13 protein-coding genes are annotated in these 14,296 nt (G+C 61.6%); 4 read left to right on the top strand and 9 right to left on the bottom strand.

Annotated elements, in window-relative coordinates; all coding sequences use genetic code 11:
- Positions 1-94: 94 nt before the first annotated feature.
- The 3 genes from HU724_RS09920 to inhA form a co-directional block, all read right to left on the bottom strand.
- Entirely contained in the window at positions 95-1,660 is a 1,566-nt protein-coding gene (locus HU724_RS09920) for a methyl-accepting chemotaxis protein (protein WP_186565720.1), read from the bottom strand.
- 102 nt (positions 1,661-1,762) lie between these two features.
- Positions 1,763-2,554: a CPBP family intramembrane glutamic endopeptidase gene (locus HU724_RS09925; RefSeq protein WP_186565719.1), complete on the bottom strand. Its 792-nt coding sequence runs from the start codon at positions 2,552-2,554 to the stop codon at positions 1,763-1,765.
- A 209-nt stretch (positions 2,555-2,763) separates the two neighbouring features.
- Entirely contained in the window at positions 2,764-3,450 is a 687-nt protein-coding gene (gene inhA, locus HU724_RS09930; RefSeq protein ID WP_186565717.1) for an isonitrile hydratase, read from the bottom strand.
- A gap of 89 nt (positions 3,451-3,539) precedes the next feature.
- Here inhA and HU724_RS09935 point away from each other — a divergent pair, with 89 nt between their 5' ends.
- Positions 3,540-4,562 carry a GlxA family transcriptional regulator gene (locus HU724_RS09935; protein ID WP_186565714.1) on the top strand — a complete coding sequence of 341 codons (1,023 nt, stop codon included), beginning with the start codon at positions 3,540-3,542 and terminating at the stop codon, positions 4,560-4,562.
- Positions 4,563-4,564: 2 nt separating this feature from the next.
- Here HU724_RS09935 and HU724_RS09940 read toward each other — a convergent pair whose 3' ends face one another.
- The 5 genes from HU724_RS09940 to HU724_RS09960 form a co-directional block, all read right to left on the bottom strand.
- Entirely contained in the window at positions 4,565-5,197 is a 633-nt protein-coding gene (locus tag HU724_RS09940) for a BRCT domain-containing protein (RefSeq protein ID WP_186565712.1), read from the bottom strand.
- Positions 5,198-5,209: 12 nt separating this feature from the next.
- Positions 5,210-5,599 carry a hypothetical protein gene (locus HU724_RS09945; RefSeq protein ID WP_186565710.1) on the bottom strand — a complete coding sequence of 130 codons (390 nt, stop codon included), beginning with the start codon at positions 5,597-5,599 and terminating at the stop codon, positions 5,210-5,212.
- A gap of 310 nt (positions 5,600-5,909) precedes the next feature.
- Positions 5,910-7,736 carry a glycoside hydrolase family 15 protein gene (locus tag HU724_RS09950; protein ID WP_186565708.1) on the bottom strand — a complete coding sequence of 609 codons (1,827 nt, stop codon included), beginning with the start codon at positions 7,734-7,736 and terminating at the stop codon, positions 5,910-5,912.
- Positions 7,729-8,529, bottom strand: coding sequence for a glucose 1-dehydrogenase (locus tag HU724_RS09955; RefSeq protein WP_186565706.1), 801 nt, complete (start codon positions 8,527-8,529; stop codon positions 7,729-7,731). Before HU724_RS09955 ends, HU724_RS09950 begins: the two co-directional genes overlap by 8 nt.
- A gap of 89 nt (positions 8,530-8,618) precedes the next feature.
- Positions 8,619-9,623 carry a family 2 encapsulin nanocompartment cargo protein terpene cyclase gene (locus HU724_RS09960; RefSeq protein ID WP_186565704.1) on the bottom strand — a complete coding sequence of 335 codons (1,005 nt, stop codon included), beginning with the start codon at positions 9,621-9,623 and terminating at the stop codon, positions 8,619-8,621.
- A gap of 244 nt (positions 9,624-9,867) precedes the next feature.
- On the opposite strand from HU724_RS09960, the gene HU724_RS09965 reads away from it, so the two are divergent.
- On the top strand, positions 9,868-11,040 hold the full coding sequence (locus HU724_RS09965; RefSeq protein WP_186565702.1) for an MFS transporter: 1,173 nt from the start codon (positions 9,868-9,870) through the stop codon (positions 11,038-11,040).
- A gap of 134 nt (positions 11,041-11,174) precedes the next feature.
- Here HU724_RS09965 and HU724_RS09970 read toward each other — a convergent pair whose 3' ends face one another.
- Entirely contained in the window at positions 11,175-12,308 is a 1,134-nt protein-coding gene (locus HU724_RS09970) for a cupin-like domain-containing protein (RefSeq protein ID WP_186565700.1), read from the bottom strand.
- A 135-nt stretch (positions 12,309-12,443) separates the two neighbouring features.
- Here HU724_RS09970 and HU724_RS09975 point away from each other — a divergent pair, with 135 nt between their 5' ends.
- Complete coding sequence (locus HU724_RS09975; protein WP_186565698.1) at positions 12,444-13,184, top strand: thioesterase II family protein; 741 nt, start codon at positions 12,444-12,446, stop codon at positions 13,182-13,184.
- A gap of 34 nt (positions 13,185-13,218) precedes the next feature.
- Positions 13,219-14,202: a TauD/TfdA family dioxygenase gene (locus tag HU724_RS09980; RefSeq protein ID WP_186565696.1), complete on the top strand. Its 984-nt coding sequence runs from the start codon at positions 13,219-13,221 to the stop codon at positions 14,200-14,202.
- Positions 14,203-14,296 lie beyond the last annotated feature (94 nt).

Here is a 14,296-nt window from a genome sequence, read left to right on the forward strand (position 1 = left end):
GCGAAAGCGCTCTACCGGACACCGTCATTTTCAGCAGGTAACAAAAAACCCGGAAGGCTCACGCCATCCGGGTTTTTTCATTCCAGCCATCCAATCAGCGGTTAAACCGCGCCACCAACGAATACTGCGTGTTGGCCGTCTTCGTCAGTTCTTCACTGAGCAACGCCGAGTTGTGCGCTTGTTCCGAGGTCTGATCCGCCAACTCCGAGATATTGCTGATGTTACGGCTGATCTCTTCAGCCACGGCACTTTGCTCTTCGGTCGCGGCGGCGATCTGGGTGGTCATGTCGGTGATGTTGGCCACTGCTTCGCTGATGCCGACCAGTGCCTGATCCGCTTCCAGTACCCGCGCCACGCCTTCTTCAGCCTGGCGATGGCCGGCTTCCATGGTCTGCACGGCGCTGGAGGCGGTCTGTTGCAACTTGGCGATCAGGGCATGGATCTGCCCGGTGGATTCGCTGGTGCGTTGCGCCAGTTGGCGGACTTCGTCAGCCACGACCGCAAAACCACGGCCCATTTCACCGGCACGCGCTGCTTCAATTGCAGCGTTGAGGGCGAGCAGGTTGGTCTGGTCGGCGATGCCTTTGATCACGTCGACCACGCCGCCGATTTCGTCGCTGTCCTTGGCCAGTTGCGTCACGGTCAGGCCGGTTTCGCCGACGACCACCGACAGGCGCTGGATCGCTTCGCGGGTTTCCCCGGCGATGTCGCGGCCGCGGCCGGTCAGGCGGTTGGCTTCCTGGGTGGCGTCAGCGGTGCGCTGTACGTGGCTGGCGACTTCCTGGGTGGTGGCGGCCATCTGGTTGACGGCGGTGGCGACCTGTTCGGTTTCCACGCGCTGGCGTTCCAGGCCGGTCGAGCTGTTGTGCGCCAGGGCGTCGGACTGCTTGGCCTGATCGGTCAAGTGCTCGGCGGTGTCCTGCAGGCGGGTCAGGCAGGTTTTCAGGCGTGCTTCCTGGCTGAGGATCGACATTTCCAGGCGCGCCTGGGCGCCACGGCTGTCGGTGTACATCTGCGCGATCAGCGGGTCGGAGGTGGTCTGCTCGGCCAGGCGGAGCAGGCGCTTGAGCCCGCGTTGCTGCCACTGCAGGCCCATCAGGCCCAACGGCACCGAAAGACCGGCGGCGAGGGCGAAGCCCCAATGCGAGTTCAGCGTCGCGCCGATCATGAAGCTCAGCTGGCTGACCAGAATGAACGGCAGCCAGTCCTGCAGGAGCGGCAGCCATTTGTCCGTCGAAGGAATCGCCGACTTGCCCTGGTTGATGCGTTGGTAGAGCGCTTCGGCGCGGCGGATCTGTTCGGCGGTGGGCTTGACGCGCACCGACTCGTAACCGATCACCTGATTGCCGTCGAACACCGGTGTGACATAGGCGTTAACCCAATAGTGGTCACCGGATTTGCAGCGATTCTTGACGATGCCCATCCATGGCAAGCCTTGTTTCAATGTGCCCCACATGTGCGTGAACACCGCCGACGGCACGTCAGGGTGGCGGACCAGATTGTGCGGTGCACGGATCAGTTCCTCCCGCGAAAACCCGCTGATCTCGACAAAGTCGTCGTTGCAGTAGGTGATCACGCCCTTGGCATCGGTGGTGGAAATCAACCGTTGCTGAGCTGGAAAGGTCCGCTCGCGTTGTGTAATGGGCTGGTTGTTACGCATGGTTTTTCAATCCGCAAGGCTTTGAATGGTTGTCGGCGCCGACAGGTTTTTATTGAAGTTTTTTTTCAGATTTAAGTACGCCGTCGCAAAACCGCGCTTGCGTCAACTGGCCAGCATCGGATAAGTGAACAGGCCGAAGTGCAACAGGTTCAGGCCGAAATGGGTGGCGATCGCCGCGCCCAGTCCGCCGAAACGGTAGGCCAGACCATAGCCGACCCCGGCCAGTCCCGCCAGCAACACCCAGGTCCAGCCAGCACCGGCATGCACCAGACCAAACAGCAGCGAGGCCAACAGCAGCGCGAGGTTGTCGCCGTAGGGCAGGTGCTTGAAGCGACGGCTCAGCCCGCCCTGTAGATAGCCGCGAAACAGCGCTTCCTCGACCAGCGTCACCAGCAGCAGATTGTTCAGCACCCACAGCCAGGCCTGATCCGGCCACTTCGGCGCCCAGGCGATTACGCCGAGCAACAATGCGCCGCCAAGGGCGAGAATCGCACACAGCGTCAGGGCGAGGGCGGTGGCATAGACCGTCAGGCGCAACGAACGCCGCGCGACGATCCACGGACAAACCAGCAGCAACCAGAAGCCCACCAGCGGTTTGTCGAGATTGAGGTACATCGCGAACGGCACGGCGTTGTCAGTGAAACGTTGCGGATTGATCACCCGGCCGTTGGCGAAGCCCGGCAGCCAGTGCATCGCCAGTGCCACGGCCAGAACGATGAACAGGCCATGGCCGAGCCAACGCGCGACCTGCACCTCTTGCTGACGCACGGCGAATGCGGCGAACAGCAAAAGCCCCACGGAGATCAATGCCAGCCAACCGAGCTGGCCGTAACTCAGGGCCAATCCGTAACCGAGACCGAGCAGCGCGAGATAAAGCCAGGGCAGCGCCTTCATCGAAAGTCCTTGTGCGAGATTTCTGGAAGGGGCTTTCTACACGGGCGAGGGAGGTGGGACAAGTGAAGGTGTGGCAGTCATGCCCGACACAAATCAAATGTGGGAGCGAGCCTGCTCGCGAAAGCGGTTTTCCAGATGACGTCACTGGCGACTGACACTCCGCCTTCGCGAGCAGGCTCGCTCCCACAGGTTTTGCATTCGGCTGGATATCAGCGCAGGCCCAGTTTGGCCGCCGCGCGCTCGGTAATTTCCGTACGCAGCTTCAACGAAGGCGCCGCGCGCAACCGCGCCTCATCGACCACCGCACTTGGCGCCACCTCCGGACTGCCGGCGTTGAACGGCGGTGCCGGGGCATATTCCAGTTGCAACTGCACCAGTTGCGCCGTATCGGCATCGACCAGTTCCGCCGCCAGCACCAAGGCGAAATCGATGCCAGCAGTGATCCCGCCGCCGGTAAACAGATTGCCGTCGCGTACCACCCGATCCTTCACCGCAACCGCGCCCAGGGTCGGCAGCAACTGGTGATACGCCCAATGCGTGGTCGCGCGCTTGCCCTGCAACAGACCCGCCGCGCCAAGCACCAGCGAGCCGGTGCACACCGAGGTCACGTAACGTGCCTGCGCGGCTTGGCGTTTGATGAAATCCAGCGTCTGCTGATCCTCCATCAGCGGCCCGACGCCACTGCCGCCGGGCACGCAGATCACATCCAGATCCGGACAATCCTCGAAAGTAGTAGTCGGTTTCAGCAGCAGGCCGGTGCTGGACGTCACCGGCATCAGGTCCTTCCAGATCAGGTGCACCTGCACGCCGGGCAACGAGGCGAGTACGTCGTAAGGGCCGGTCAGGTCGAGTTGCTGAACCTGCGGGAATAACAGAAAACCGATCTGCAGCGGCATCGTTCTTGCTCCGTTGAAAGAAGTGGACGACTGCACTGTAGGCGCGTAGGTTCTGGCGCATACGCCAATCACCCCACGAATTACGCCAAATGCCTAAAGCCATTCACGTCCTCGCGTTCGCCAACATGCAGATTCTCGATGTTACCGGGCCGTTGCAGGTGTTCGCCTCGGCCAACGATCTGGCTCGCCAGCGCGGTTTGCCCGCGCCCTATGCGCCGAGCGTGATCGCCAGCGGCGGCGGGGCGGTGCTGTCATCGGCGGGGTTGGCGGTGCTGGCCGAGCCGTTGCCACAAACGCCCAGCGACACCCTGATCATCGCCGGTGGCTGGGGCATTTATCCCGCCGCCGAAGACTCGCAACTGGTCGACTGGGTGCGCGAGCACGGCACTCATTGCCGGCGCGTGGCTTCGGTGTGCACCGGGGCCTTTCTGCTCGCCGCCAGCGGCTGGCTCGATGGCCGCCGCGTGGTCACCCATTGGACGCGCTGCGAGCAACTGGCCGCGCAACATCCCAATCTGCGCGTCGAAGCCAATCCGATTTTCATCAACGACGGCCCGGTGTGGACTTCCGCCGGGGTCACGGCCGGTATCGATCTGGCGCTGGCCATGGTCGAAGAAGATCTCGGCCGCGACATCGCCCTCGACGTCGCCCGGCACCTGGTCGTCTTCCTGAAACGCCCGGGCGGGCAGTCGCAATTCAGCGTGACGCTGTCGCTGCAACAACAGGGCAACCGCTTCGATGAACTGCACGCCTGGATCGCCGAGAACCTGACCTGCGACCTCGGCGTCCCGACCCTCGCCGAACAGGCCGGCATGAGCGAACGCAGCTTCATCCGCCACTACCGCGCCGACACCGGCCAGACCCCGGCGCGGGCGATCGAATTGATCCGCGTCGAAACCGCTCGACGACTGCTCAGCGATACCGGCCTGCCGGTGAAACGCATTGCAGCCAATTGCGGGTTTGGCAGTGAAGAGACGCTGCGGCGCAGTTTTCTCCGTGCCATTGGCGTGACACCGCAGGCTTATCGGGAGCGGTTTTCGGTCAGCGTTGCAGCAGATCCAGTGCCTTCAGGTGTTTTGGGTTCTATTGATGAAGATCGACCAATGACCTAAGGCTAGCCAAACAACACTTTTTGCCAATGGTCTTCACTGATGATTGCTATCGGTATGCCGCTGCCCCGAAGTTCGACGGCTTTTTTGATCTTGGTGCCGTAGGTACTGTGAAGCCATTGATCATTACCGATGCTGCCTACCACCAGATAATGAATTTTTTTGCTGACGGCGCCACCAATCAGTCCTCCTCGCTCAGTCACGCGCAATTCGCATTCCTTGCGCGGCCCGTAAGCCATGACGCCGGTAAAAAGAAAGACGCGATCCGTCCAGCTCAAGGTTGGGAAAGGATTATCGAAGGGTAGGGCATTTGGCGCTGTAAAGGTTTGGATTGACCCTACGGGCAGCCCGGCAAACTGATGAAGCATTCCCAATAGCTCCACTGATTCATCCGAATCCAGCACGCCATCGCTGAGCATCTCGGCAAGGCGCTTGTAAAGGATGTTAACCACCGGATCGCTTAGATGAACCAGATGAGTTTCAATCCATGTCTTGAGAAATTCTGCTTCTTGCTGGTTGATCTTGCCGTCGGCGGCAAGTCCCGCTGCGACACCAACCAAGGCATCCGCAGAGCGACGATCGATACGCGCTTCGTGAAAGAAACCGCTGCTTTGAAACTCCTGATGTAAATCGACCATCTCTGCCTCTCCTTAAGCCTCAACTTCCGCGACCTGATTGAAATACTTCGTCCGATCCGGCGTAAACGTCACCTTCATCTTCGTCCGCGAGCACGTCAGCGAACGCTCCTGCGCCAGATCGATATCCAGATCTTCGCCACGCAGACCCTGCCACTGCGCCAGATATTTCAGTGAGCCGTATTTCTCGTTTTTCTTCAGGCTGCGACTGACGCCACCCTTCCAGCCAAGCACCGGCAATTCACCGGCCAGGCAGCGCTGGGCCAGTTCGGGAAAGCGTTCGGCGCGCTGGCGGCCGATTTCCCAGCATTTGATCAAGCCCTTGTCGGCGGCTTCCCAGAGCTGGGTGCGGCTCAGCCCGGTGCGAAGAGGGGAGGCGATGCTGCGCTGGACGTGGTGAGGCATTCCGGTTCCTTGAATTCGGGGGTGGTTGGACAGCTCCGCTGTGCCCGTTGCGTTGGATGGTAGGTGTGGATGTAACGGCTGGCAACAAGGTATTTCGGGGTGTAAGCGCAGGTTACGGGAAGCGTTCCAACGTGACGTGAGTGGTTTTTGTAGGCGCGTTTTTTACACAGACTGTCGCCAGACGTAACCGCCGCACAGGTTTCAAGGTGGGTAGGGGCCTGATCCGGTTGTCTGGCGAGCAGGCCTGTGGTGGAAAAAAACCGTGCGCACAGAGATCGGTCTTACAAGCGCTGACGAAAAGTAGTCAGCGCTATGGCTGCCAGGAACTCTTCTCGCCACTCAATTTTCGATCAAGAAAACTCGCCGCACTGATCAACGCCAGATGCGTCAGCGCCTGCGGCGTGTTGCCCAGATGCCGGCCGTGGCTGTCGAACTCTTCGGCGTATAGCCCAAGCGGGTTGGCATATCGCAGCAATTGCTCGAACTCCAGATGGGCTTTTTCCACCTGGCCGGCGCGGGCCAGGCATTCGACATACCAGAACGAGCACGCGGCGAATGCGCCTTCGGTGCCGCTGAGGCCATCGATGTTGGCGTCCTCGTTGCGATAGCGATAGACCATGCCGTCGCGCACCAGGGTTTTTTCGATCGCTTCCAGAGTCGACAGCCAGCGCGGATCCTTGGCGCTGACGAAACGCACCAGCGGCATCAGCAGCATCGAGCCGTCCAGCGCGGTGCCGCCCTTGTACTGAACGAAATGCCCGCGTTCCTCATCCCAGAAGTTGTCCCAGATGTCGGTGTAGATCGCTTGCCGGGTCTGGTCCCAACGGGCGAACGGCGCCGGCAGCGAACGTTTGGAAGCCAGCCTGATCGCCCGGTCCAGCGCCACCCAGCACATCAGCCGCGAGTGCAGGAAGTGATGAGTTTCACCGCGCATTTCCCAGATGCCGACATCTTCGCTCTGCCAGTTCTCACAGACCTGATCGACCACTTCGCCGACGTGCCGCCAGCCTTCGTGGGAAATCGCGTCGCCGTATTTGTTGACCAGATACACCGCATCCATCAGCTCGCCGAAGATATCCAGCTGGATCTGCTCGTAAGCGCCGTTGCCAATGCGCACCGGTTGCGCGCCGCCGTGGCCGGACAGGTGCGTGAGTTCGGTTTCCGGCAGTTCCTGCTGGCCGTCGATGGCATAGAGGATGTTGAGTTTCATCGGTTTGCCGCAGCAATCGCTGACCCGACCACGCAGCCATTGCATGTAGTGGTTGGCCTCATCGACAAAGCCCAGGCGCATGAACGCATACACGGTGAACGAGGCATCGCGGATCCACGTGTAGCGGTAATCCCAATTGCGCTCGCCTCCAGGCGTTTCAGGCAGGCCGAAAGTGGCGGCGGCGAGGATTGCACCGTGGCGGCGTGAGGTCAGCAGTTTCAGGGCGAGGGCGGAGCGGTTGACCATTTCCCGCCAGCGCCCGCGATAGTTGGATTGGCCGATCCAGCCACGCCAGTATTTAAGGGTGCGCTGCATGCACAATTCGGCGGCGCCTTCGGCAAAGCGTGGGTCGTCGCTGCCGCCGAGCATGAATGCGGCGCTTTCATTGTGCTTGAGGGTGAATTGCGCGACGGCCGCTTGCGCGTCGATCTGCAGTGCCTGATCTGAAGCCAGGCGTATCGACGGCTGTCCAGCGGCGTGGAACGTCACGTCCTTTGCGTCCATCTCTGCCCGGGTGTCGGCGCGGCCGTAGTCGTGGCGCACCGCGCAACGCAGGTTGAACGTCGCCAAGCCGCTGACCACGCGCACCCGGCGCATCAGCAGGGGCAGGGCGTCGACATCGTCACCGATGGGCAGCAGATCGGTGATTTCCACCACCGCGTGTTCGCTCAGCCAACGGGTCTGCAAGACGTTGGTGTCGGGTAGATAAATCTGTTCCCGGCGCGCATCCGGCAAGTCCGGCGCGAGCTGGAAAATCCCTGCTTCAGGGGTATCGAGCAGCGAGCAGAAGATCGTCGGGCTGTCGAACTCCGGCCAGCAGAAAAAATCCACGCTGCCCTTGTCGTTAACCAGTGCGGCGCTGCGCATGTCGCCGATGATGCCGTGGGCACCGATGGGACTTTGTTGTTCCACTTCAGGCTCAGCCATTGCCGCGAAACTCCGGATAGAGGCTCATCCCGCCATCGATGAACAGGGTGGTGCCGACGATGTAGTCGGACAGGTCGCAAGCGAGGAAAACCACTGCGTTGGCAACATCCTCGACATCGCCAATGCGTCCGTAGGGAATCAGCTCAAGAAGTTTTTCGCCGGCCGCGCCTTCAGTGGCTTCTGTGTTGATGGCCGTACTGATTGCACCGGGCGCGATGCTGTTGATACGGATGCGCTGGTGGCTGACTTCCTGAGCGAGGCTCTGCATCAGCTGATCGACGCCGCCCTTGGACGCCGCGTAATTGACATGCCCGGCCCATGGAATGCGCTGGTGCACCGAACTCATGTGAATGATCTTGCCCGCCGCGCGCGACACGCCTTCGCGCACGCCCTGACGCTGGAAAATCCGCAATGCCGCGCGGGCGCAAAGGAACTGCCCGGTGAGGTTGACGCCGATTACCGTGTTCCAGTCGTCGAGGGTCATGTCCACGGCAGCAGCGTCTTTTTGCAGGCCGGAATTGGCCACCAGAATGTCCAGCGAGCCGAAGGCTTCGACGGTCTCGGCGAACAGCCGCTCGACATCTTCTTCTTTCGAAACATCGGCGCCGATGGCGAGGGCCTTGCCGCCTTCGGCGTTGATCTGTGCAGCCAGTTCTTCGGCGGGTTCGGCGCTGCTGTTGTAGTTGATCACGACCGCAGCGCCGGCTGCAGCGAGTGCTTTGGCGACGGCATGGCCGATGCCGGAGCTGGCACCCGTGACCAGCGCCACCTGATTAGCGAGGGAAATCTGCATGACGATTCGCGCCTTGGTTCCAGAGACTTAAGTAGCTGACTGATGGCCCGTGGCGAGAGTTCATCTGCAACCATGAAAAGTTGGCAGCTTCAGACCTGATAGCGGCCACTGCTGCGATGCCATTCGACGTTGCCAGCCAGCCAGCTCTTGAGTCCGCGCAGGTAGCGTTGGAGTAGCTGCGAGGCGTGCGGCAATACCGCCCGTTCTGCCGCCTCATACAGATGCATGATGTCATCGTGAACGGCAGCACTTTGCGCCATGGCCTGCGCGGGGGAGCAGCCCTGTTCTTGGATCAGCAGCAAAGGCAGGTTGAAATCGCCGATACCGGCCTGCTGTTCCTTCAGCGCGGAAAACAGATCATTGGCAATGATCGTGGCGCTGGCGGCCAGCGCCGTGACGCGCCTCACCTCAGGTGCGCTGTATTCATTGGCCGGCAATTCATACCCGCCGATGATGTCGATCAGCGACAGGCACGGCAGAAAACTGTTGACCTGACGTTGAGCCAGATATTCCCAGAGCGCGGGCGTGAACCCTTCGATACGCCAGGCCGCTTCGGCGGTCATGGTGACGAACATGGCAATGATTTCATGGCGAACGCGGGCAACCTGCGCCGCGGTCGCGAAAGTCTCGACCCGCCTCAGATAGGCACGCAGCGCGACCAGCACCGGATCGCCGCTCAAGGCCTGCTCGAGCTCAGGGCGGAACCGTGCGCTCAGGTAAACCGGTTCCAGCGCCGCCAGCGCCAGGGAAAGGCGCGGCCCGACCATTCTGGGTTCGGACCCGGTTCGCTCATCGTCGCAGTAGTAGTCGTCCACGGCGAACAATGCGGCGAAACATTGCGCCGCGAGCAACAGCCGATCGGGCTCATCGGTGTCGGTATGACACAGCATGGCGAAGCGCCCGAAACCCATGGCGCGGACCTTGTCGTGCCGACCCGGGAAAATCCCCACCTGCTCGATCCACGGCATCAGCCGATCATCCACCTCGTCTGCCAGCGCGGCGTTGTTGCGAAAGGGCGCCAGGCCATACAGAGCGGGGACGGCCCAGGGCACTTTTTCCGCTTCGGGTGAGACGAACATTGACGATTTGTCCATGGCGAGACTCCTGAGTGCGTTTGCAGGGTTCACGGTGACACATGAAGATCCAAGGCCTCATCAAAGCGCAAAAGGCAAGGGACCACACCTGTCAGGTCTGACAGGTCAGCGTGGGTTTTCGACCAATGGTCATCGTCGTTCAGCGCTGGAAAGATCAGTGGCCTTCACAGACCGCTAACAATTGCGCGCTTCCACGGCATTCAAGGCTATGGCAACTTGGCCGCCCCTGATGAGGCTGCAATCGATGGCAAATCCCTACCGCGAATTGTTCTCCGCCCCCGGTGCCCGTGCGTTTGTACTGGCCGGGATGCTGGCGCGCATGCCGATTTCCATGACCGGCATCGGCCTGATCACCATGCTTGCGCAGTTGAACGGCGGATATGCGCTGGCGGGTGCGGTGGCGGCAACGTTTGCTTTGGCCACGGCGTTTTGCGCGCCGCAGGTATCGCGGCTGGTGGACCGTTATGGGCAGGGGCGGGTGCTGCCAATCGCAGCGCTGACCGGTGGCGGCGGGTTATTGATGTTGCTGCTGTGCACGCGTTTGCAGGCGCCGGACTGGACGTTGTTCGTCTTCGCCGCGCTGGCCGGGTGCATGCCGAGCATGTCGGCGATGGTGCGGGCGCGCTGGACCGAGATCTATCGTGGCCAGCCGCAATTGCAGACGGCGTATGCGCTGGAGTCGGTGCTCGACGAAGTGTGTTTTATCGTCGGGCCGCCGCTGTCGGTGGGCCTGTCGGTCGCGGTGTTTCCCGAGGCCGGGCCGCTGGCGGCGCTGTTGGCCCTGGCCATCGGCGTGACGGCGTTTGTCGCCCAGCGCAGCACCGAACCACCGGTGCACGCGCAGGAGTCGCAGCATCAGGGTTCGATCATTCGCTCGACCGACGTGCAATGGCTGCTGGCGTTGATGCTGGCGATGGGCGTGATCGTCGGGGTCATCGATGTGGTCAGCGTCGCTTTCGCTCAACATCAGGGCCAGCCGGCAGCGGCGAGTATTGTTTTGTCGGTGTACGCAATCGGCTCGTGCCTGGCCGGGATTGCCTTCGGTGCGATGCGTTCGAAACTGCCGTTGCCGCGCCTGTTTCTCTACGGCGGCGTGGCGACGGCGGTGACCACGCTGCCGCTGCTTTTGGCGAGCAACATCCTTGGCTTGTCGGTGGCGGTATTCATCGCCGGCCTGTTCTTTTCACCGACGCTGATTGTCGCGATGGCGCTGATCGAACGCATCGTGCCGCCGGCCAAACTGACCGAAGGCCTGACCTGGCTGGTGACCGGGCTGAGCATCGGCGTGGCGATCGGCGCTGCTGGCTCCGGCGCGCTGGTGGATGCGTTTGGCGCGCGTAGCGGCTTCTGGCTGGCGATTGCGGCGGGAGCGGTGGTGCTGATTTCAGCGTTCCAAAGTTTCCGTCACTTGAAATAAAAATCCTGTTGTAGGAGCTGACGAGTGCAACGAGGCTGCGATCTTTTGACTTTGACTTTGGATTTTGAAGATCAAGATCAAAGATCGCAGCCTCGTTGCACTCGTCAGCTCCTACGCTCCTACAGGAAATGGGGTTACCAACCTCGTCCTGAGTTGATCCAGAAGTTGACGGACAGCGACGTCGACACCGACTCCACCTGATGGAACCAGCCCTCTGGCAAAAACAGCAGATCCCCAGCCTCCAGCGTCACTCGCAAAAACGTCACCTCCCGCGCTGCCGGGAAGCGCTCATAGTCCGGCGCATCCGGGTTGAAGTCGCAGCCATCCAGGCCACCCTTGGGCGCGGTCGACCAAGTGCCCAGTGCCTCGCGGTGATGCGGCGCGGCAAGGGTGAATTTCTTCTGGCCCCAGACCTGGGCGAAGAGGTTGTCTGTGTCATCGCGGTGCAACGGCGTCAGCGTGCCCTTGGGGCCGATCCAGATGCGCGGCGGGATGAACAGCGACGTGTCGAAGTAGGGCGGGTACTGGATCTGCTGCAACAACTGCGCCGGCAGGATGTTGTTGCCCATGTACGCCGGCGGCTCGCCATCGGCGCCTTTGATTGCCGGGCTGTCCAGCGAGGCGATGAACTCGGCCATCGAGGTCGAGCGGAAATCACGCTCGGTGGAAAACGTCTTCTTCACGTAATCGCCATGGCGGGTGATGCCCTGCAGTTCAGCGAAATGCACCAGTGATTCCTCGCGGCTCAGGCTGAACAATGGCCAGTCGTGCAGGGCATCGCTGATCACCAACGGAGTGCCGTTGGGCAGATAACGGGTTTCGAATTCGTGCCGGCTCAACTCGGCGCGCGCACGACGTTCGACGCTGGTCTGGCGAGGCAGCGCGGCAGTGAGCTTTTCGCTGAAGCGTGGCGGCGTCGGGTAGCGCTTGTTCATGTCGACCTTTTCCACCGTGCCGCCACCTTGGCGGGCGTGGTCGATGATCTGCGGCAACATCGTCGCCAGGCCCATGTTGCCGCCGATCTTCAGCCGCCCGCTGGCGAACAGTTCCTCGACGTTGACCACGCCGGCCATGATCCCGAGGAAGTCCTTTTGCGCCACTTCAATGGTCACGTCCGGGCTTGGGTGGCGCCCGACTTCCGTGCGCTGGCTGGTCTTGATGTCGTACCAGTACGCCTGCTGCGCGCTGAAAATGAACTGGAAAACCCCCTCGATGCCGACCGCGCCGGCGTTGGCGAACAACTTGCCCAGAATGCTCTGCAGGTCCACGGTGATTCCCTCGCGATTGTTGTTTTTTTCCTGAACAGGCAACGAGCGGCTGGCGGGGGAATTTAGCGGCCGGCGACTAATTTGTCCGGCCAGTGATCCGTCTTTCTTGCAGACACATTTTTCAAGGAAAGCGCGGTGACCAAGCTGACATTGCTGTGCCTGCCCTATTCGGGCGCCAGCGCCATGGTTTACAGCCGCTGGCGGCGCCAACTGCCGACGTGGCTGCAATTGCAACCGGTTGAACTGCCGGGACGTGGCGCGCGGTTCGATGAACCGCTGCAAACCGACATGCGCGCACTGGCGCGGCAACTGGCGCGCGAGCACAAAGCGGGGCTGCAAGGCCCGTACGCGTTGTTCGGGCATAGCCTCGGTGCATTGCTCGCCTGCGAAATGGCCCATGCCTTTCGCGAGTTGGGTGTGCCGGAGCCGCTGGCGCTGTTCGCCTCCGGCACCGCCGCACCGTCCATGCGCAGCGATTACGACCGCGGCTTTGCCGAACCGCGCAGCGATGCAGAGCTCATCGAACAGTTGCGCACCTTTCAGGGCACCAGCGAAGAAATCCTCGCCAATGAGGAATTGATGAGCCTGACCCTGCCGGTGCTGCGCGCCGATTTCATGATGTGCGGGCGCTTTACGCCTGCCGAGCGGCCCTTGCTCAATTGCCCGGTGCACGTGCTCGGTGGCAAGGAAGACCGCGCCACCACCGAACAGCTGATCGGCTGGAGCAAGGAGACCCTGGGCAGTTTCTCGGTGGACATGATGACCGGCGGGCACTTCTTCATTCATGAGCACGAAGCGCGGGTCATTCGCACGATCAAGACGCATCTGGAAGTGCATCACCGGCGCCATGCGCAGGCCGCGCAACCGGCGTTTTGAGACCGCCTCATCTATCATTTTCAGGAGGCCAGTCATGGCTGTTGCTCTGGGGTTTTCCGTGCGGCCGTTGCTGCCGCAGCGCGGACGTTTGCCGCTGTTGGTCGAGGCGGGCGATGCCGACACCGATCTGTTGGCGGTATTCGATGAATTGAAGGCCTTGGTCGACGAGCACCTGCTGCGCGACGGTGGTGTGCTGTTTCGCGGTTTTCGCCTCGATGGCGCCGAGCAGTTCCGCCAGTTTGCCGCGAGTTTCGGCCATCCATTGCTCAACTACGAGTTCGGCTCGACGCCGCGCACCAACGTCACTCAAGGCGTGTACACCTCCACCGAATACCCGGCGCACCAGAGCATTCCGTTGCACAACGAGCAAGCCTATTCCCGCGACTGGCCGATGAAGATCTGGTTCTACAGCATGATCGCCGCCAGGTCCGGCGGCGAGACGCCGATTGCCGACAGCCGCGAAGTCTACCGGCGCATCCCCGTGGCGATCCGCGAGCGTTTTGTCAGCAAAGGCCTGATGTACGTGCGCAACTTCGGCAATGGCCTAGATGTCGCTTGGGAAGACGTGTTCAGCACCGAAGACCGTGAAGTCGTCGAGGCCTACTGCAAGGCCCACGGCATTGTCTGCGAATGGAAGGACGACGGTGAGCTGCGCACGCGGCAGACCTGTCAGGCGGTGGCGGTGCACCCGGTGACCGGCGACCACGTCTGGTTCAATCAGGCGCACCTGTTTCACATCTCCAACCTGCCAGCGGACGTGCGCGAAAGCCTGCTCGACATCGTTGACGAAGAAGACCTGCCGCGTAACGTCTATTACGGCGACGGCTCGCCGATCGAAGACGAAGTGCTGGCGCAGATTCGTGCGGTGCTCGACGACTGTGCGATCAGTTTCCCCTGGCAGGAGGGCGATGTGCTGATGCTCGACAACATGCTTTCGGCTCACGCGCGCTCACCGTTCGAAGGGCCGCGCAAAGTCATCGTGGCGATGGCCGAGGGGCATTCGCAGGACGTGCGCTGACCTGTTCGCAACCCTTCAACTCAAATGCCGAATCCGGGCCTGTACCGGCTTCGGCATTTGTCTGTCTGGCCTTTGTACCGTCGGGCCGTGATTG

Origin of the sequence: Pseudomonas iranensis (genome assembly GCF_014268585.2) — a bacterium.
GTDB classification, from domain to species: domain Bacteria; phylum Pseudomonadota; class Gammaproteobacteria; order Pseudomonadales; family Pseudomonadaceae; genus Aquipseudomonas; species Aquipseudomonas iranensis.